16 protein-coding genes and 1 tRNA gene are annotated in these 17,924 nt (G+C 68.8%); 8 read left to right on the plus strand and 9 right to left on the minus strand.

Translation table 11 applies throughout. The features are described from left to right. Positions 1-2 precede the first annotated feature (2 nt). Both E0W80_RS04785 and E0W80_RS04790 read left to right on the plus strand, forming a co-directional pair. Positions 3-3,671, plus strand: coding sequence for an ATP-binding protein (locus E0W80_RS04785; RefSeq protein WP_131491587.1), 3,669 nt, complete (start codon positions 3-5; stop codon positions 3,669-3,671). Continuing rightward, positions 3,664-3,870 carry a hypothetical protein gene (locus E0W80_RS04790; protein WP_131491512.1) on the plus strand — a complete coding sequence of 69 codons (207 nt, stop codon included), beginning with the start codon at positions 3,664-3,666 and terminating at the stop codon, positions 3,868-3,870. Before E0W80_RS04785 ends, E0W80_RS04790 begins: the two co-directional genes overlap by 8 nt. 90 nt (positions 3,871-3,960) lie before the next feature. Here the strand turns inward: E0W80_RS04790 and mscL are convergent, their stop codons facing one another. From mscL to E0W80_RS04805, 3 genes are read right to left on the minus strand one after another with little or no spacing between them, the layout of a single operon-like run. Then, positions 3,961-4,383, minus strand: a complete 423-nt coding sequence (mscL, locus tag E0W80_RS04795; protein ID WP_131491513.1) for a large conductance mechanosensitive channel protein MscL — start codon at positions 4,381-4,383, stop codon at positions 3,961-3,963. A gap of 24 nt (positions 4,384-4,407) precedes the next feature. Then, positions 4,408-4,680, minus strand: coding sequence for an FmdB family zinc ribbon protein (locus E0W80_RS04800; protein WP_131491514.1), 273 nt, complete (start codon positions 4,678-4,680; stop codon positions 4,408-4,410). Positions 4,681-4,695: 15 nt separating this feature from the next. Beyond that, on the minus strand, positions 4,696-5,292 hold the full coding sequence (locus E0W80_RS04805) for a 5-formyltetrahydrofolate cyclo-ligase (protein ID WP_047524267.1): 597 nt from the start codon (positions 5,290-5,292) through the stop codon (positions 4,696-4,698). A 41-nt stretch (positions 5,293-5,333) separates the two neighbouring features. Between E0W80_RS04805 and galU the strand changes: the two genes are divergently transcribed. From galU to E0W80_RS04830, 5 genes are all read left to right on the plus strand, one after another. Beyond that, entirely contained in the window at positions 5,334-6,221 is an 888-nt protein-coding gene (gene galU / locus E0W80_RS04810; RefSeq protein WP_131491515.1) for a UTP--glucose-1-phosphate uridylyltransferase GalU, read from the plus strand. A gap of 42 nt (positions 6,222-6,263) precedes the next feature. Next, positions 6,264-6,875, plus strand: coding sequence for a GNAT family protein (locus E0W80_RS04815; protein WP_081997095.1), 612 nt, complete (start codon positions 6,264-6,266; stop codon positions 6,873-6,875). 93 nt (positions 6,876-6,968) lie between these two features. Continuing rightward, positions 6,969-7,817, plus strand: a complete 849-nt coding sequence (locus tag E0W80_RS04820) for a hypothetical protein (RefSeq protein ID WP_131491516.1) — start codon at positions 6,969-6,971, stop codon at positions 7,815-7,817. A gap of 51 nt (positions 7,818-7,868) precedes the next feature. Continuing rightward, positions 7,869-7,941 (plus strand) — tRNA-Ala (locus E0W80_RS04825). Positions 7,942-8,084: 143 nt separating this feature from the next. Beyond that, positions 8,085-9,338 carry an MFS transporter gene (locus E0W80_RS04830; protein WP_205802301.1) on the plus strand — a complete coding sequence of 418 codons (1,254 nt, stop codon included), beginning with the start codon at positions 8,085-8,087 and terminating at the stop codon, positions 9,336-9,338. A gap of 39 nt (positions 9,339-9,377) precedes the next feature. Here the strand turns inward: E0W80_RS04830 and E0W80_RS04835 are convergent, their stop codons facing one another. Continuing rightward, positions 9,378-10,766, minus strand: a complete 1,389-nt coding sequence (locus E0W80_RS04835; RefSeq protein WP_131491518.1) for an aspartate aminotransferase family protein — start codon at positions 10,764-10,766, stop codon at positions 9,378-9,380. 14 nt (positions 10,767-10,780) lie between these two features. After that, the gene (locus tag E0W80_RS04840; protein ID WP_131491519.1) at positions 10,781-12,265 is read right to left on the minus strand and encodes a CoA-acylating methylmalonate-semialdehyde dehydrogenase; all 1,485 of its coding nucleotides are present in this window, start codon (positions 12,263-12,265) and stop codon (positions 10,781-10,783) included. Positions 12,266-12,365: 100 nt separating this feature from the next. Between E0W80_RS04840 and E0W80_RS04845 the strand changes: the two genes are divergently transcribed. After that, positions 12,366-13,907, plus strand: a complete 1,542-nt coding sequence (locus E0W80_RS04845) for a PucR family transcriptional regulator (protein ID WP_131491520.1) — start codon at positions 12,366-12,368, stop codon at positions 13,905-13,907. A gap of 136 nt (positions 13,908-14,043) precedes the next feature. On the opposite strand, the gene E0W80_RS04850 is transcribed toward E0W80_RS04845, so the two are convergent. The 4 genes from E0W80_RS04850 to E0W80_RS04865 form a co-directional block, all read right to left on the minus strand. Continuing rightward, positions 14,044-15,438, minus strand: coding sequence for an aspartate aminotransferase family protein (locus E0W80_RS04850; RefSeq protein ID WP_131491521.1), 1,395 nt, complete (start codon positions 15,436-15,438; stop codon positions 14,044-14,046). Next, entirely contained in the window at positions 15,435-15,902 is a 468-nt protein-coding gene (locus E0W80_RS04855) for an Lrp/AsnC family transcriptional regulator (protein ID WP_047519065.1), read from the minus strand. Before E0W80_RS04855 ends, E0W80_RS04850 begins: the two co-directional genes overlap by 4 nt. An 85-nt stretch (positions 15,903-15,987) precedes the next feature. Beyond that, positions 15,988-17,148: an acyl-CoA dehydrogenase family protein gene (locus tag E0W80_RS04860; protein WP_131491522.1), complete on the minus strand. Its 1,161-nt coding sequence runs from the start codon at positions 17,146-17,148 to the stop codon at positions 15,988-15,990. Next, positions 17,145-17,903 (minus strand): alpha/beta hydrolase, encoded by a 759-nt coding sequence (locus E0W80_RS04865; protein WP_131491523.1) that lies wholly within the window; start codon positions 17,901-17,903, stop codon positions 17,145-17,147. Before E0W80_RS04865 ends, E0W80_RS04860 begins: the two co-directional genes overlap by 4 nt. Between the last annotated feature and the right edge of the window lie 21 nt (positions 17,904-17,924).

Raw genomic sequence — 17,924 nt, forward strand, 5'->3', positions numbered from 1 at the left:
CTGTGTCGATCGGTGACCTGCGTGAGACCGCGACCGGTGTCGACATCGCGCATGCCGCCGAGGCCGAACGGACCCGGTTGAGGGCCGAGGCCGCTGATCTGGGAGGCCCGTCGCCGCTGGTCAGCTTCCGCGACACCGTCGAGTCCGGCATCGACATCTCCAAAGCGCATCCGGGCAGCCTGCCGCAGTTCATCACCGGCAAGTCGACCCTCCTGTCGAATCTGTTCCGCGATGAGGTGGGCCTGCGCACCGCGCGGCTCGCGGCGGAGCGCATCACCGCGAAGAACACCGAACTCCGCACGGTCCGAGGGATCGAGGCCGTGCACCTCGCCGTCGGCGTCGCAGGGTGGCGCATCGGAGGGGCAGGCTTCGCCGCACCCGTGCTGCTGCGCCCGCTGGCGATCCGTCGCCATCACTCGGACTTCGAGCTGAAGCTGCAGGGCGCCTTCGAGGTGAATCCCGCGCTCGTTCGGATCGCACGCGAACACTTCGGCCTCTCGATCGACGCCGCGGCGCTCGCCGCCCTCGCTTATGACGGCGGCATCTTCAAGCCGCAGCCCGTGATCGACAGCCTGCGAGCGATGACGCGCTCCATCGACACGTTCTCGGTCGAGCCGCGGCTCGTCGTCTCGACGTTCGCGGACGTGTCCGGTGCGATGTCGCGTGATGGGGGAAGCCTCGACCACGTGGTCCTCAACGCGCTGGGCGGCCACGTCGGCGACCGCGAGCGTGTCACGGCACCGCGGGCCACGCCGCACCACACCGGCCCCGACGATCGTGCTCCCGCGTCCGACAACCTGCTCCTCGATGCCGACGCCGAGCAGGAAGCGGTGCTCGCACGCATCGCCGCGGGGCACTCCCTGACCGTCGCGACACTTCCCGGCACGGGCGGAACGCAGACCGTGATCAACGCGCTCGGCGAACTGGTGCGGGGCGGTAAGCGGGTGCTCGTGGTCTCCGCCCGTCGGTCGACGCTGGACGGCGTGCGGCACCGGCTCGCGGGCATCGGTCTGGACAGTCTTGCGATCTCGCCCGCCAGCGTGCGCCGCGACCTCGTGAGGGCCATCGGACGCAACGAGAAGGCCACGGCTCCGAAGGTCAGCGAGGTTGACGATGCGCTGGTGCGCCTGCGCACGGTGCTTCGCGACTATCGACAGGCGCTCACGGCGCCGATCGCCGGCATGGATGCATCGGTGCTCGACGCGACCCGCCAACTCACCCGGCTCGCCTCCCTGCCGGTTCCTCCCTCCACGACCGCGCGGCTCGGATCGGACGCACTGCGTCGTCTGGCGTCCGACCGCAGCGAAGCCGCCGAAGCGCTCGCCCAGGCGGCACGTCTCGGCGAGTTCCGCTTCGGTCCGAACGACTCTCCCTGGTACGGCGTCACCTTCGCCAGCACCGAGGCCGCACGCGCCGCCCACGAACTGGCCGGGAGGCTGCACTCCAGCAGCGTGCCCGCGCTCCTGGAACGCGGCTACGAACTCATCGCGCAGACGCACATGCGTCCGTTCTCGACCATCGACGAACTCGGCGAGTACCTGCGGCTGCTGCAGGGCATCCGCGACTCCCTGGACCGCTTCAGTCCCACCGTGTTCGAGCGCCCGCTCGGCGAGCTCATCCAGGCGCACGGCTCGCGTCGCGATGCGCCCGGGCTCTCCGGGGCGAACAGGCGGCGGCTGCGTCGTCTCGCCAAGGAGTATGTGCGTCCGGGCGTCCACGTCACCGAGATGCACGAGGCCCTGCTGCGGATCCAGGCCCAGCGCACGCAGTGGCAGCGCTATGTCGAAGCCGGTGCCGCTCCGGAGATCCCGCTCGGTCTCGCCGACGTCTACGCCGCCTGGCAGCGGGCGGAGGCCGAGCTCGCGGAGCTCGATGCCGCGCTTGGGCGCCGCGAGCCTCTGGCCTCGCTGCCCGTGGCACGACTCGTGCGGACCCTGGCCGGGCTCGCCGCCAAGTCCGACGTTTTCGAGAACCTCGTGGAGCGCGCACAGCTGCGTGACCGTCTGGCGCTCCTCGGGCTCGAGCCGCTGCTCACGGAACTCTCGGTGCGACACGTCTCCGAGTCGCAGGTGGGGGAGGAGCTCGAGTTCGCCTGGTGGCAGTCACTCCTCGAGCGAGCACTGCAGGACAACCGTGCCCTCCTCGGCGCGAACACCGCCGTAGTCGACCGTCTCGAGCGGGACTTCCGGTTGGTGGATGAAGCGCATGCCGCGATGGCGGGTCCTCTTCTCGCCTGGCAGCTCGCGAACCAGTGGCGGATCGCGATCGTCGACGAGCCTCAGCAATCGCAGCACCTCCGCCGCGCGCTGACGCAGCAGTCGGCGACCACCGCGCAGATCGTCAGTGCCGCGCCGACGCTCGTCGACGTGCTCGCTCCCGTCTGGATCTCCTCGCCGTATCAGGTGCCGGAGATCCCGGAGTCCGTGGAGTTCGACACCGTCCTCCTCGTCGACGCGGCGGCGATCAACCTCGCCGAGGCAGCGCCGACGATCCGTCGTGCTCGTCAGATCGTGGCGTTCGGGGACCCGGTCACACAGCGTCCGACGCCCTTCCACATCGCGGTCGATCCGGAGGATTCGTGGGAGCCCGAGGTCCCGTTCGACGACGTCTCGGCGTTCGAGCGGCTGTCCGAGCTGCTGCCCGTGATGACGCTGACCCGGAGCTACCGAGCCGGTGGCGAAGACCTCGCGGAACTCATCAACGACGCGTTCTACGGCGGCGAGATCGTGTCGCTGCCCTGGGCCGGCTCGTACCTCGGTCGCGGCAGTCTCACGGTCGACTACGTCGAGGGCGGCACCGGCACTCCCGATCCGATCTCGGGCGCGGTCGAGAGCCCGGATGCCGAGGTCGCCCGAGTGGTCACACTCGTCGTCGAGCATGCCGTGCACCGCCCGTCGGAGTCGCTCATGGTCGTCACGGCCAGCGCTCGCCACGCGGAGCGGGTGCGCGCGGCCGTCACCTCCGCCTTCGCCGGCCGATCGGATGTGGCCGATTTCGTCGGACGGGACACGGTCGAGCCCTTCGCCGTGCTGACCCTCGAGGAATCGGTCGCCGAGAGCCGGGACCGCGTCATCTTCTCGCTCGGCTTCGGACTCACCAAGCACGGTCGTGTCCTGAGCGACTTCGGCGACCTCTCCACCCCAGACGGCGAGCGGCTCCTGACCGTCGGGATGACCCGTGCCCGCCGTTCGATGGTCCTGGTCTCCTCGATCCGGCCCTCGTCGTTCGACGATGGGCGTCTCGAGCACGGCGCGGCCACATTGATGTCGATCCTCGGGGGCCTCGCCACGCGCAGCCGGGATGCGCGGCTCGAGGACCTCGCAGACCCCCTCACCCTCGCTCTGGCCCGGGAGCTCCGGCGGCTCGGCGCCTCTGTCGACGTCGACTACCGCGGGCTGCTGCCGCTCGTCGCGCAGCACGCGGGCAAGGCCGTCGTCATCGAATCCGATCCGGAATCCCGGGGCGAATCGTTGCGGGAGACCCTGCGTCTGCGGCCGCACGTGCTGCGTCGTCTCGGCTGGCACTACGTGCGCGTGCACGCCTTCGATCTGTACAGCGATCCGGTGACGGTGGCGACGCGCATCGCCGCCGTGCTCGGCATCTCCGACTCCGCCCCGCGTGCGGAGAACGACACGCAGCCGATCGACATCATCGACACCCAGAATGACTGACGAGAACGACGACCGGATTCCGCGCCAGAGCGTGGTGCGGGTCCCCGGCTCTCGTCGTGCTCGCCTGACGCCGGTTCCCGGCAGTGATCCGGCACCGGAGTCCGCACCCGGTGAGTCGACGCCGCCACCGGCGCGATCGAAGGGGCCGAAAGGTCCGAACGACGACCAGCTCATCCAGGACGTGCCCCCGCACTACTGAGGGACCGGGCGGCCGATCGTGCGGTCGGCGGACGAGAAACGCACGGTCCTCCGAGGAGGAGTCGTGCGTCTCTGGTGACGGGGGGAGCGGTCAGGCCCCGCGCTGTGCCTTGAGCAGGTCGCGGATCTCGACGAGCAGCTCGGCCTCGCTCGCTGCGGCGGGCTCTTCCTCAGGCTCTTCCGCCGGCGTGCCCTTTCGTGCTTCGACCCGGGCCTTGAAGGTGTTCATCGGCAGGACGAAGACGAAGTAGACCACCGCGGCGACGGCCAGGAAGCTGATGATCGCCGAGATCAGGTCGCCGATCGGGAACAGGACCTCTTCGCCGTAGATGTTCGTCACGGGGATCCCGAAATCTCCCGCGGCGTCGGCCTTGAGGAAGAGGGAGATCAGTGGGTTGATGATGCTGTTGACGACCGCGGTGACGATCGCGGTGAACGCCGTGCCGATGACGACGGCGACGGCGAGGTCGATGACGTTGCCGCGGAGCAGGAAGTCCTTGAAGCCTTTGAACATGGGATCTCCGAACAGGTCAGGGCCTCAGGAAGAGGCCGGTGTCGACGCAGCGGCCGGCTTGGTGCTCGTCGTCGATTCCGACTTCGATGATGCCGAAGTGTCTGTCGAACCACCGGATTTGGCGCGCGAGTCCGTGCGATAGAAGCCGGAGCCGTTGAACGTCACCCCGATCGAGCCGTACTGCTTGCGCAGGGCGCCGCCGCACTCCGGGCACACCGAGAGCGCATCATCGGCGAAGCTCTGCACGGCATCGAACTGGTGTCCGCACGAGGTGCAGGCATAGGCATAGGTGGGCATGGGCGTCCTTGCGGGTCAGCGTCGCGGAGGCGACAGGGTGAGCGTCTGCGAGGGGGTGACGACGCCGTTCACCGGCTGGTCGTGCACCTCGCTCGGAAGTTCGTCGAGTACCTCGGAATCATAGACGACCGCATAGACCGGAGGGCATCTCTCCATCGAGCCGATCGTCTTGTCGAAGTATCCGCGACCCCAGCCCATCCGCATCCCGCTGCGGTCGACGGCGGAGGCGGGGACGATCATCAGCTCCACGTCGTTGACGGCGATCGGGCCGAGGACCTCTCCGGTCGGCTCCGGAAGTCCGTAGAGCCCCTCGGCGATCTCATCGTCCTCCGTGGCGACGGCCCAGTCGAGAAGCCCGTCGGCGCGAGTGACGGGAAGGAGGACGCGGATGCCGCGGCGCACCGCCCGTGTCACGAATTCGCGAGTGCCCGGTTCTGTGGTGGTGGAGAGGAAGCACGAGATCGAGCGGGCGCCGAGATCGTCGATGAGCGCGTCGAGTCGTTCGCCGATGGCGGTGGCGGCGGCTTCGCGCTGCGCGTCCGAGAGGAGCTGACGCCGCTCGCGCAGATCGGCGCGGAGCGCGCGTTTGGCGTGTTCGACGTCGTTCGACATGGCTTCGAGTCTACGGCGATGCTCACCGCTAGGCTGTGGGGATGGGTGCACAGAAGATCAAGGCCGTCATTCCCGCAGCAGGACTGGGGACACGATTCCTGCCTGCGACGAAGGCGATGCCGAAGGAGATGCTTCCGGTCGTCGACAAGCCGGCCATCCAGTACGTGGTCGAAGAGGCGGCGGACGCAGGGATCGATGACATCCTCGTCATCATCGGCCGCAACAAGAACGCCATCTCCAACCACTTCGACTCGGTTCCCGAGCTCGAGGTGAAGCTCATGGAGAAGGGCGACACGGGGCGGCTGGAGCGGGTGATGAAGTCGAGCGACCTCGCCGACATCCACTTCGTGCGTCAGGGAGAGCCGAAGGGCCTCGGGCACGCCGTCCTGCGGGCACGGACCCACGTGGGGGACAGCTCCTTCGCGGTGCTCCTCGGAGACGATCTCATCGACGAGCGCGACCCCCTGCTGACGGACATGATCGCCGAGCACGAGCGCACCGGTGCAGCAGTGATCGCGCTCATGGAGGTCGACCCCGCGAACATCCACATGTACGGCGCGGCCGCGGTCGAGGACATCGAGGGGTCGGACGCCGTTCGCGTCACCGGGCTCGTCGAGAAGCCCGCGCAGGAGGATGCTCCCTCGAACCTCGCCATCATCGGCCGCTACGTCCTGCCGGCATCGGTCTTCGAGATCCTCGAGCGCACCGAGCCGGGTAAGGGCGGCGAGATTCAGCTCACGGATGCGCTGCAGGAGCTCGCGACCGATCCGCAGGGTCCCGGCGTCGTCGGCGTCATCTTCGGCGGACGCCGCTACGACACGGGCGACCGCGTCGACTACATCAAGGCGATCGTCCAGCTCGCAGCGGACCGGGATGACCTCGGCCCCGAACTGCGCCCGTGGCTCAAGGAGTTCGCGGAACGCCTCTAGGCGACTCTGCGGGGTCGGTGCGGCATGGAACTGGCGGCGGGGATGCGACACGGACCCATCGAACTGCGGCTCATCCGCGCGAAGGATGCCCGCCCGCTGCAGCACGAACTGCTCGCGAACCGTTCCTGGTTGCAGCCGTGGGAGGCGACGGTCCCCTACGGCTCGGTGTCCTTCGACATGCGACTCAGCATCAGGAGGCTGCTGCAGCAGTACCGTGACGGTTCGGGCTACCCCTTCGTCATGGAGTATGACGGTGAGGTGGCGGGACAGCTCAACGTGTGGGGCGTCGCCCGCGGCTCCCTGTGCTCGGCGACGATCGGTTACTGGGTGAGCGAGCGGTTCGCCGGTCGGGGCATCACCCCGACCGCCGTCGCGCTCGCCACAGACGCATGCTTCACGGAGTACGGGCTGCATCGGATGGAGATCTGCATCCGTCCCGAGAACGCCGCGAGCATCCGCGTCGTGCAGAAGCTCGGGTTCCGCTACGAAGGTCTGCGCCGCCGGTACATCCACATCGATGGCGACTGGCGTGATCACTACGCGTTCGCGCTGACGCAGGAGGATGTGCCGCAGGGAGTGCTGGCGCGGTGGCTGAGCGGCCAGGTGCCGCCGGATGCCTCGACCGTGCCGCCCTCCGACCGCATCTCGTTCTGACGCGACCTCGAACCGGGCGGATCCGGAAGGACTCGCCGCGACACGCGCCCTTCTGTACGGCCACGCCGCTCCTGTGCCCGTAGCGTTATCACCATGGACGGGCCGGTGCTGAGTGGAGGGGTGATCGTACTCGTCGCCGTGCTCCTCTGGATGCTCTATCTGCTCCCGTCGTGGCGTGGTCGTTTTCAGTACAACGCCGCGGAGCGCAATGCCGTCCGCCTGAATCAGGCACTGAGGGTTCTCGCCGAGACGAGCGAGACGCCGCAAGAGGTGCGTTTCGAACTGAATGCACGCACCGCATTGGCGCAGCAGAAGCTCGCCAAGCGCGTGCAGTCGGAACGTGAGGCCGCAGAGCTCGAGTCGCTGCGGGAACAGCTCGCCGCGACCAGGGCCGACCCGGTGATCCGTCGTGCCCGCGCGCGTCGTCGCGTGCGCATGGTGTCGACCGTCTCGCTCCTGCTCGGTCTCGCCGCCGTCGGCTTCGGGATCTGGCAGCTCGTCGTCGCCGGCTCCTCGCTGCTGCTGTGGCTCGGTGGCGCTCTGATCGTTCCCGCCGGAATCGCGCTTCAGCGGATGGCAGCTGTCGCCGCTCGGGCCGCACGCGCCACGCACGTCGTGTCCACTCCGGTGGTCGAACGCGTCGCAGCTCCCGAACTGCATGACCAGGGCCGGGCGACCTGGACGCCACGGCCGTTGCCGGAGCCCTTGGTCTCCGTCGCCGGGTCGCGTGCACAGGCCGCTCAGGATCAGATCGAGGCGCAGGAAGAACGTCGGAAGGCGGCGCGGGTGGCCGCGCTCCGCGAGCGTGCCGAGCAGATGGCGCCCGCCGCTCCCACAGCGCTTCCCGCCGCATCCTCGCCCTACGCGAAGATGGGCTTCGTCGACGACGCCGAGATCGAGGCGCACGTCCGTGAACTCCTCTCCCGCCGTGCCGCCGGATGATCCGACGGAAGCGAGCAGCCCTCTCGCCGTGATAGCGTAGATGTTGTTCACGGGCCTATGGCGCAGTTGGTAGCGCGCCTCGTTCGCATCGAGGAGGTCAGGGGTTCGAATCCCCTTAGGTCCACCGAGAAGACGGCCGATCAGACATGAGAGATCATGACTGATCGGCCGTTCTTGTTCGGTGTGCGTACCTGTCGGCGCACACCCGGCAGATGCCGCGTCCGATTTCCGCCGGAGTCCGCCGCGGACGATCAATACCGTGAGGATGTGTCTTCGGTAACGAGCAAGCTTCCCCGATCCTTCGTCCGCGTCGGCTGGTCGGGTGTCCTCGTCCAATTCGCCGAGCAGGTGTCCCTCGCCGCCGCGCCGCTGGTCGCTGTGCTGGTCTTCTCAGCCTCCCCGGCTCAGACAGCAGTTCTGCAGGTGGCTCACACGCTCCCGTTCCTGCTCTTCGCAATCCCCGTCGGCTTGCTGGTGGACAGGCTGAACCGCAGAACCGTGCTGATCGTCTCCGAGTCGCTGCGTGCCGTGACCTTGGCGCTGGCCATCGTCCTCCTGGTCACCGAGGTGCTCACGTTCTCACAGCTCGTGCTCATCGGCTTCCTCGGTGCCGTCGGAACCGTGGCGTTCAGCGTCGCGATGCCCGCTGTCGTACCGCAGCTCGTCGATCGGGATCAACTCATCCAGGCGAACCGCTGGGTGGAGCTCGGCCGGAGCGCGGCGCTCATCGCCGGGCCCGCGTCTGCCGGCATGCTCGCGTCGTGGCTCGGCGCATCGAGTGCCTTCGTCGTGGCGACCACACTGTGCGTGCTGGGCATACTGTTGCTTCTCCGCCTCGACATCCCACCGCAGAGCGGCGCACCTCGCCGACCCATCCTGCGTGACCTGCGCGAGGCCGCCCGATTCGGATGGTCGACCCCGGTGCTGCGCACCATCATCCTGACCTCGTTTGGCTTCAACATCGGCTGGTTCATCATCCAGGCGATCTTCGTCGTCTACGCCGTCGACATCCTTCTCATGACGCCGGTGCACGTGGGGTATGCGCTCGCCGCGAGCGGAGTGGGCATGGCCGTGGGCGCAGCCGTCTCGCCTGCGATCACCAGGCGGCTCAGCCTCGGAGGCGCGGCGCTGCTCGGTCCTCTCGGAGGTTTCGGAGCCGCGCTCGCCCTGGCGGCCACACTTGTCGCACCGACGTCCGTGCTCGCCATGCTGAGCTATTTCCTCTTCGGATTCGGGCCGGTGATCTGGGCGATCACGACGACGTCCATCCGTCAGGCGATCACGCCGGTCGAGATGCTGGGGCGCGTCTCCTCCCTTCTCGTCGTGGCGACCTACGGTGCTCGACCGGTCGGCGCGGCACTGGCCGCGCTGGTGAGCGTGTTCTGGGGCACGACAGGATGCCTGCTTCTCGCCACCGCACTGTTCGCTGCGCAGCTGCTCTACGTCGCCCTCTCGCCGTTGGCGAAGCTGCGCTCGCTGCAGGGTGCCGCGGCCACGAACGCGGACCCGTCGGGCGGTTGAGCTCGAGCCCCGCGGGAGCGCGCGGGGCTCGAGCTCGGATCAGCCGGCGGCGACCTCGTCGGTGACGGTCAGCGCGCTGTCGATCGCGTCCAGACCGCGCACCAGCTCCTCTTCGTCGATCACCAGCGGGGGAGCGACATGCACCCGGTTGAAGTGCGTGAACGGCCAGACGCCGGCCTTCTTGGCGGCCGCGGCGAAAGCACCCATCGGGGCGGCATCCGCTCCGGTCGCGTTGAACGGCACCAGCGGCTCGCGGGTCTCCTGATCGCGCACAAGCTCGATCGCCCAGAACAGCCCGCGCCCGCGGACCTCTCCGACGCTCGGGTGCGTCTGCTCCCATCGACGCAGGGTCGGCTCGACCACACGCGCGCCCAGGTCGCGCACGCGCTCCAGGATGCCGTCGCGGCGGAACACCTCGAACGTCGCGACCCCGGCCGCGCACGCGAGCGGGTGCCCGGAGTAGGTCAGCCCGCCGGCGAACGGCATCGTGTCGAAGGCACTCGCGATCCGGTCCGAGATCACGACCCCGCCCAGCGGCACGTAGCCGGAGTTCACACCCTTCGCGAAGGTGATGAGGTCGGGGCGCCCGTCGAACGCGTCGATGCCGAACCACTCGCCGAGCCGACCGAATCCGACCATGACCTCGTCGGCGATGTACACGATCCCGTAGCGATCGCACAGATCGCGCACGCCCTGCAGGTAGCCGGGCGGTGGCACGAGCACGCCGTTCGTGCCCACGACGGTCTCGATGATGATCGCCGCGATCGTCTGCGGCCCCTCCAGCTGGATCGTCTGTTCGAGGTGCGCGAGCGCGCGCTCGGACTCCTGCTCCGGCGTCTCGGCGTGGAACGGCGAACGGTACAGATAGGGGCCGAAGAAGCGCACCGCGCCGGAGTCGACCGTGTCATTGGCCCAGCGACGCGGGTCGCCCGTGAGCGAGATCGCCGTCGACGTCGAGCCGTGGTAACTGCGATACATCGAGAGCACCTTGCGCCGGCCGGTGAACTGCCGTGCCATGCGCACCGCGTACTCGTTGGCCTCGGCGCCGCCGTTGGTGAAGAAGACCTTCTCCAAGCCGTCGGGTGCGACCTCTGCGATCAGACGCGCCAGCTCACCGCGCACGTCGTTCGCCATCGAGGGCTGGATGGTCGCGAGGCGCCCCGCCTGCTGCTGGATCGCGGCGACCAGGTCGGGGTGCTGGTGCCCGAGGTTCAGGTTCACCAGCTGGCTCGAGAGGTCGAGGTAGGCGTTCCCCTGGTAGTCCCAGAACGTCGAGCCCTGACCCGTGGCGACGGGCAGCGGGTCGATCAGTGCCTGCGCGCTCCAGGAGTGGAACACATGGCCGCGGTCGTCCGCGCGCACCTGCGCCTCGGCCTCGGGAGCGGGGAGCGGGTGGGCGGCCCCGTGGCGGTCGGTGAAGTTCGTCATCGTGGTCGCTCCAGTCAGTGGTTGCTCGGGAAGCCGAGGTCGATCTGCGACGGGGTGTGGTCCGGCCAGCGGGTCGTGACGACCTTGGAGCGGGTGTAGAAGTGCACCGACTCGGGACCGTAGATGTGCGAGTCGCCGAACAGCGAGTCCTTCCATCCGCCGAACGAGTAGGCACCGATCGGCACCGGGATCGGGACGTTCACGCCGACCATGCCGACCTCGATGTCGAACTCGTACTGGCGTGCGGTGCCGCCGTCGCGGGTGAAGATCGCGGTCCCGTTGCCATAGGCGTTCGCGTTCACGAGCTCGACCGCTTCGGCGTAGGTCTCCACGCGCACCACGGACAGCACCGGCCCGAAGATCTCATCGTCGTAGACCTTCATGCCCGGCGCGACCCGGTCGATCAGGCTGACGCCGAGGAAGAACCCCTCGGAATCGAAGGACTTCTGCGTGCCGTCCACGACGACCGTCGCGCCCTCGGCGTCGGCTCCCGTCACGTAGGAGGCGACCTTGTCGCGGTGCTCGCGCGTGATGAGGGGACCCATCTCGCTCGCGGCATCGGTACCGGGGCCGATCTTCAGGCCGTCGATGCGCGAGGCGATCGCAGAGACCAGGTCGTCGGCGATGTCACCCACGGCGACGAGCACGGAGACGGCCATGCAGCGTTCCCCGGCAGAACCGTAGGCGGCGGAGACCGCGGCATCGGCGGCGGCGTCGATATCGGCATCCGGCATCACCACCATGTGGTTCTTCGCGCCGCCGAGCGCCTGCACCCGCTTCCCTGCGGCCGAGGCGCGCTGGTAGATCGAGCGGGCGATCGGGGTCGACCCCACGAAGCTGACGGCGTTCACCCGAGGCGACTCCAGGAGTGCGTCGACCGCCTCCTTGTCGCCGTTGACGACGTTGAGCACGCCGTCAGGAAGCCCGGCCTCGGAGAACAGCTTCGCGATCCACACGGCGGCGGAGGGATCCTTCTCGCTGGGCTTGAGGACGACCGTGTTGCCGCAGGCGATCGCAGAGGCGATCATCCACAGCGGCACCATCACGGGGAAGTTGAAGGGCGTGATCGCCGCCACCACACCGACGGGCTGCTTGACGGAGTGGACATCGACGCCGCGGGCGACCTGCTCACTGCGCTCGCCCTTGAGGAGGTGCACGAGGCCGGCGGCGAACTCGACGTTCTCGATACCGCGCGACACCTCGCCCGCGGCATCCGAGAGCACCTTGCCGTGCTCGGACGTGACGATCGCGGCGAGTTCGGGGGTGCGCTCCTTGAGGAGCTGCCGCAGACGGAAGAAGACGTCGGCGCGCTTGATCAGGCTCGTCTCGCGCCATGCGGGCAGGGCGGCCGCTGCGGCGGAGATGGCGGATTCGACCTCGGCGGACGAGGCGAGGGCGACGTGCGTGGAGACCTCGCCGGTGGCGGGATCGAAGACCTGGCCGGTGCGAGCCGCCTCGGCGGTCTCCACTCCGTTGATGACGTGACGGACGATGTCCACGGTGTTCCTCCGAGTGGTGAAGAAGTGATCTCGAACACTCTGACCGAGGTTCGCTACGCTGGTGTTTCTCAATGTTCACAGAGTCTGGGGGACAATAGCGATGTCAGACCGTCAGGACTTCGCGTCGGATCAGACAGATCGTCCGATCCGTGCCACCGCCCTGCTCACGGTCGCCGAGGTCCTCGCGGAGCCGGTGGTGCAGGCCGGGGCGCCGGAAGTCCTCGTCGGTGGGACCGCACTCGACGCCGAAGTGCGCTGGGCTCACGTCTCCGACAGCGCCGGTGTCGCCCGGCTGCTCGACGGCGGGGAACTGCTGCTGAGCACGGGCGCAGGGTGGCCGGAGGAGGCGGACGAGCAGAGGGCTTTCGTCCGTGGACTGCGTCGCGCGGGCATCGCGGGGATCGTCCTGGAACTCGGCGTCTCGCATGCCCGGGTGCCGGATGCGGTGGCCGATGAGTGCGCCGAGACCGGACTCGCGCTGATCGTGCTGACGAGCGAGGTCAAGTTCGTGGCCGTGACCGAGGCCGTGCATCGAGCGCTGATCTCCGCGCAGACCGACGCCCTCTCCGAGCGTCAGCGCCTGCACGAACTCTTCACGGCGCTCAGCCTCCAGGGCGCTCCGGCGGACGTGGTGGTCGCGGAGACCGCGCGGGCACTGGGGTCTCCGGTGGTGCTGCAGAATCTCGCGCACGAGGTGATCGCCGTCGAACCTCTTCGCGTGCCTGTCGTCGAGGTGCTCGCACGGCTCGCCGACGACGGGGAGTCGGTGCCCGTGCAGGCGCGAGGGGTGCGTTGGGGGACCCTGTCAGCGCTGCAGGGCCCCGCGCACCCGGCCGGGCGACTCACGGTGCTCGAACAGGGGGCGACGGCGCTGGCCTTCGGGTGCCTCGCCGACGGGGGCGACGCCGAGTGGTCGATCCTGGCGCAGAGCGGACTCATCGACGACCTGCTCGGAGCGCGGTTCGCGAGCCCCGCCGACATCGCCGCCCGTCTCGCCGCCGGGGGTTTCGTGTTCGACGGGCATCACTGCCACGGCATCGTCGCGCACGGGGCGGTGTCGGCGAGCGAGCTCGCCTATCGGGCGCGTCAGGTGGGGTGCGCGGTGGTCGCGGCCCGCGTGGACTCCCACGATGTCGCGCTGCTCTCGGTGCCGGCATCCGTGCCCTTCACCGATGCCATGATCTCGCGCATCGTGGGCCCCGACCGCACGGTGTTCGTCGGTCCGTCCGCGGAGGACGTCCTCGGACTCCTCGCCTCCCTGCGCATCGCCCGAGACCTCGCGGCGGGGGATCATCCGGGTACCGGTCCTCGTGTGCGCAGGGTCGAGGATCGCCCCCTCGAACGGCTCGTCGCTTCGTTGCGGGACGATCATCGGCTTCACGAGCACAGCGAACGGATGCTCGCGCCGCTCGTCGAGCATGACCGGGAGCGCCGCGGCGACCTCGTGGATGTGCTGGCGGCGCTCGTCGCACACCCCGGCAACCGGTCAGCAGCGGCGTCAGCGAGCCATCTGTCCCGGTCCGTCTTCTACCAGCGCCTCACCCTGATCGCTGAGCTTCTGGGTGCCGACCTCGACGACGGGGAGACCCTCGCGGCGCTGCACCTCGCCCTCACCGCACGGCGGAGCGCTGCGCGCGGTTGAACGCGCCGTCTCTCTCTCTGATGCCGAGACCCCCTCTCCGCGTCGAGGCCCCCGCCAGGTCGCGTGAACCACCGGGGGTCTCGACGACAGGACGGGGTTTCGACGACAGGACGGGGTCTCGAGGACGGGACGGGGTCTACAGTGCGGACTGCGCGCGGGTCAGCACGTCCCGGAGGATCTGCTCGATCTCACGGAACTCCGAAGGGCCCACCGTGAGCGGAGGGGCGAGCTGGATGACGGGGTCGCCGCGGTCGTCGGCGCGGCAGTACAGACCGGCCTCGAACAATGCGGGGGAGAGGAAGCCGCGCAGCAGGCGCTCGGACTCGGCATCGTCGAAGGTCTCCTTCGTGCCCCTGTCCTTGACGAGTTCGATGCCGAAGAAGTAGCCGTCCCCGCGGACGTCGCCGACCAGCGGCAGGTCGAGCAGCTTCTCGAGCTCGGCGCGGAAGAGCGGCGAGTTCTCACGCACGTGGGCGTTGAGTCCCTCCTCGTCGAAGATCGCGAGGTTCTCCAGCGCGACCGCAGCCGACACGGGGTGCCCGCCGAACGTGTAACCGTGCGGGAACGACACGTCGCCGTGCGAGAACGGCTCGTAGATCCGGTCGCTGATGATCGTCGCGCCGATCGGGGAGTATCCGCTCGTCATCCCCTTGGCGCAGGTGATCATGTCGGGCACATACCCGAGGCCCGTGCAGGCGAACGTGTGGCCGAGGCGACCGAACGCGCAGATGACCTCGTCCGAGACGAGCAGGACATCGTGGCGGTCGCAGATCTCGCGCACCCGGGCGAAGTAGCCGGGAGGGGGAGGGAAGCACCCACCCGAGTTCTGCACCGGCTCCAGGAAGACCGCGGCGACCGTGTCGGCTCCCTCGAACAGGATCATCTCCTCGATGCGATCGGCCGCCCACCGCCCGAAGGCTTCGAGGTCGTCGGCGGGTCCTCCCATCTCGGCCGCGCGGTAGAAGTTCGTGTTGGGTACGCGGAAGCCTCCGGGCGTGACCGGCTCGAACATCGACTTCATCGCCGGGATGCCGGTGATCGCCAGCGCTCCCTGCGGAGTGCCGTGGTAGGCGACCGCGCGCGAGATGACCTTGTGCTTGGTGGGCTTCCCCCGCAGCTTCCAGTAGTGCTTGGCCAGCTTGAACGCGGTCTCGACCGCCTCGCCGCCACCGGTCGAGAAGAAGACGCGGTTGAGGTCACCGGGCGCCTCGTCGGCGAGACGGTCGGCCAACTCGATCGCCGCCGGGTGGGCATAGGACCACAGCGGGAAGAACGACAACTCGGATGCCTGTGCGGCAGCGGCCTCGGCCAGCCGACGTCGACCGTGCCCGGCGTTCACGACGAACAGGCCGGCGAGCCCGTCGAAGTACTCCTTGCCCTTCGCGTCCCAGATCCGGTGCCCTTCGCCTTTCACGATGATCGGCACACTGGACTCGGCCATCGTCGACTGGCGGGTGAAGTGCATCCACAGATGGTCCTTCGCCATCGTCTGCAGTGCGGACTCCGAGGGAGTGGTGCGGGCGGTGTTCATCTGGTCCCCCAGTTGTAGAGCTGCTTCTGCAGCTTCGCGTAGATGAAGGTCTCGGTGGAGAGGACTCCGTCGATCGGCCGGATGGTGTCGTTGATCAGTGCCAGCAGGTCGTCGTCGTCCTCGCAGACGACCTCGGCGAGCACGTCGAAGGAGCCGACCGTGATGACCACGTAGTCGACCGCGTCGATCGCCGCGACGGCCTCGGCGACGTGGCGCGTGTCGCCGGAGACGCGGATGCCGATCAGGGCCTGGCGCGGGAAGCCGAGCTGCATGGGGTCGGTCACGGCGACGATCTGCATCACGCCGGACTCGGTGAGCCGCTGCACCCGCTGACGTACGGCAGCCTCGCTCAACCCGACGACACGTCCGATGTCGGAGTAGGAGCGACGGCCGTCTTCTTGGAGCAACTCGATGATCGTCTTGGAGATCGCATCGAGAGGGGGATGCTTCTTCACCGAACCCATGGTGCGATCTTCGCACTCGAGTGCGCCTCTGGCAACCGATTCCGCCGTATTGAGGGCGAATGTCGGCGGAATCGGCTGTCCGGGCTCAGCTGTCGATCGGTCCCAGCAACGCGCTCGCCGCGGTGGAGTGCGCGGATTCCGGGTCGGAGGGGTGGAACGCGCCGGCCAGGACGTCCCGGTAGAGCCGCGACAGCTCGTTCGCCGAGAAGTAGGAGCTGCCGCCCGCGACCAGCATCGCCTCGTCCACGACCTGCTTCGCCATCGTGATCGCGCGGTGCTTGACGCCGGACAGCAGGGGGAACCAGCGCGCCCCGTGTTCGACGCGGTCGTCGACGTCACGGGCGAGTGCGGCGATCTGGGGAGGGAGCGCGTCGTAGGCGATCGACATGTCGGCGATGCGCCAGCGGATGTCGGGATCCTGGCTGTATGCCGCGCCGGTCTTCTTGGAGTGCCGCTTCTGCGCGGTCGCGACCGCGAGCTCGAGGGCACGGCGCGCGATGCCGGTGTAGACCGAGGCCAGCAGGATCTCGAACACCGAGAAGATGCCGAACACGATGGGGTCGGGGCTGGGCCCGGGCGGGATGCGGCGTACCACGTGATCGGCCTCCGCCACGGCGCCGTCCAGTCGTGTGGTGCGGCTCTGCGTGGCCCGCATGCCCAGCGTGTCCCAGTTGTCGGACGTCGTCACCGCATCCGTCCGGTCGATGAAGGCGAACACGAGCTGCGGGGCATCGGCGCTCGTGGTGTCGAGTCCGTGCAGGCCGAGTCGCGTCCACACCGGAGCGAGGGAGGTGAAGATCTTGGTTCCGGTGAACGCATAGCCCCCGTCGCCGTCCGGCACCGCGTCGGTGTCGCTGCCGAACAGGACCAGGTCGTTGCCTCCTTCGCTGATGCCGAAGGCGAAGACCTCGCCGGCGACCGCGCCGTCCTGCACGAACTCCAGGCCGGGGACCCCGCGATCGGAGAACACCTTCGCGACGCCGGTCCACACCAGGTGCATGTTGATCGCGAGGGCTGTCGCCGGTGCGGCGCCCGCGAGGCGCTGCTGCAGGATCGCGGCCTCGGCGAGACCGAGCCCCGCGCCGCCGCGTTCCGTCGGCACCAGGATCGACAGGTAGCCCGCGTCGCGCAGATCCTCGAGGTCCTGTTGGGGGAAGGTGTTCTCGCGGTCGTGGATCGGAGCGCGTTCGCGGATGCGGTCGAGGAGGTCGTCGGGCAGGAAGGTCGTGGGATCGAAGTCGTTCATGCCAGTGCCTCCAGAAGCTGCCTGATGGATTCGTCGGGGCGGTCACGGTGCGGGGAATGTCCGGCACCCTCGACGACGGACAGGGTGATCAGCGGGTTCGCCGCGAGGACCTCCTTCGCGAGGGCACCCGTGAAGATGCTGTAGACGGCGGGGTCGGCGCCGATCACATGGGTCGGCACCGTGAGGCGCGCGGCATCGGCTCGTACGTCCCACGGCTGATTCTGGGCGCTGGTCTGCTCGACCGCCCATGCGCTTGCGCGCCGTACCGCGTCGATCTTGAGCTCGTGATCCTGCGGATGCCAGTGCGGATGCTCCTCCTGCACGACCTCGAGTCGTGTGTCCGCGAACGCGCGCTCCTGGCTCTTCCTGACGATGGCGGCATCGCGCCCGTCGACGTGGATCGCGGGATCGATCAGGACCAGGCGCCGCGTCCACTCCGGAGCGGCTGCCGCGGCGACCGTGCTGGCGGCGCCTCCGAGCGAATGACCGATGACCGCGTCCCAGGGGCCGCCGTCATAGGGCTGTGTCGCCGCGAGATCGGCACCGTACGCGGCGACGCTGTAATCGAGGGACCGCGGGGCGTCGCCGTGTCCGCGGAGGTCGACGGCCGTCGCATGCCAGCCCGCCGTGGCGAGAGCATCGCCGAGGCGCCACATCAGAGCGCCGGAGGAACCGAGACCGTGGACCAGGAGGGCCCGCCGAGAGGCCGTGGGGGAGCCCCAGGCGATGCGAGGCAGGGTGAGCGGTGCGGGCATGGCACCAGCCTACGACCGGTG

Source organism: Microbacterium sp. PI-1, assembly GCF_004337555.1.
Classification (GTDB): domain Bacteria; phylum Actinomycetota; class Actinomycetes; order Actinomycetales; family Microbacteriaceae; genus Microbacterium; species Microbacterium aurugineum.

Excerpts from the sequence above, each read along its gene's own strand:
- E0W80_RS04790 (WP_131491512.1), top strand. The coding sequence starts at position 3,664 with ATGACTGACGAGAACGACGACCGGATTCCGCGCCAGAGCGTGGTGCGG.
- mscL (WP_131491513.1), bottom strand. The coding sequence starts at position 4,383 with ATGTTCAAAGGCTTCAAGGACTTCCTGCTCCGCGGCAACGTCATCGAC.
- E0W80_RS04800 (WP_131491514.1), bottom strand. The coding sequence starts at position 4,680 with ATGCCCACCTATGCCTATGCCTGCACCTCGTGCGGACACCAGTTCGAT.
- E0W80_RS04805 (WP_047524267.1), bottom strand. The coding sequence starts at position 5,292 with ATGTCGAACGACGTCGAACACGCCAAACGCGCGCTCCGCGCCGATCTG.
- galU (WP_131491515.1), top strand. The coding sequence starts at position 5,334 with ATGGGTGCACAGAAGATCAAGGCCGTCATTCCCGCAGCAGGACTGGGG.
- E0W80_RS04815 (WP_081997095.1), top strand. The coding sequence starts at position 6,264 with ATGCGACACGGACCCATCGAACTGCGGCTCATCCGCGCGAAGGATGCC.
- E0W80_RS04820 (WP_131491516.1), top strand. The coding sequence starts at position 6,969 with ATGGACGGGCCGGTGCTGAGTGGAGGGGTGATCGTACTCGTCGCCGTG.
- E0W80_RS04835 (WP_131491518.1), bottom strand. The coding sequence starts at position 10,766 with ATGACGAACTTCACCGACCGCCACGGGGCCGCCCACCCGCTCCCCGCT.
- E0W80_RS04845 (WP_131491520.1), top strand. The coding sequence starts at position 12,366 with ATGTCAGACCGTCAGGACTTCGCGTCGGATCAGACAGATCGTCCGATC.
- E0W80_RS04850 (WP_131491521.1), bottom strand. The coding sequence starts at position 15,438 with ATGAACACCGCCCGCACCACTCCCTCGGAGTCCGCACTGCAGACGATG.
- E0W80_RS04855 (WP_047519065.1), bottom strand. The coding sequence starts at position 15,902 with ATGGGTTCGGTGAAGAAGCATCCCCCTCTCGATGCGATCTCCAAGACG.
- E0W80_RS04860 (WP_131491522.1), bottom strand. The coding sequence starts at position 17,148 with ATGAACGACTTCGATCCCACGACCTTCCTGCCCGACGACCTCCTCGAC.
- E0W80_RS04865 (WP_131491523.1), bottom strand. The coding sequence starts at position 17,903 with ATGCCCGCACCGCTCACCCTGCCTCGCATCGCCTGGGGCTCCCCCACG.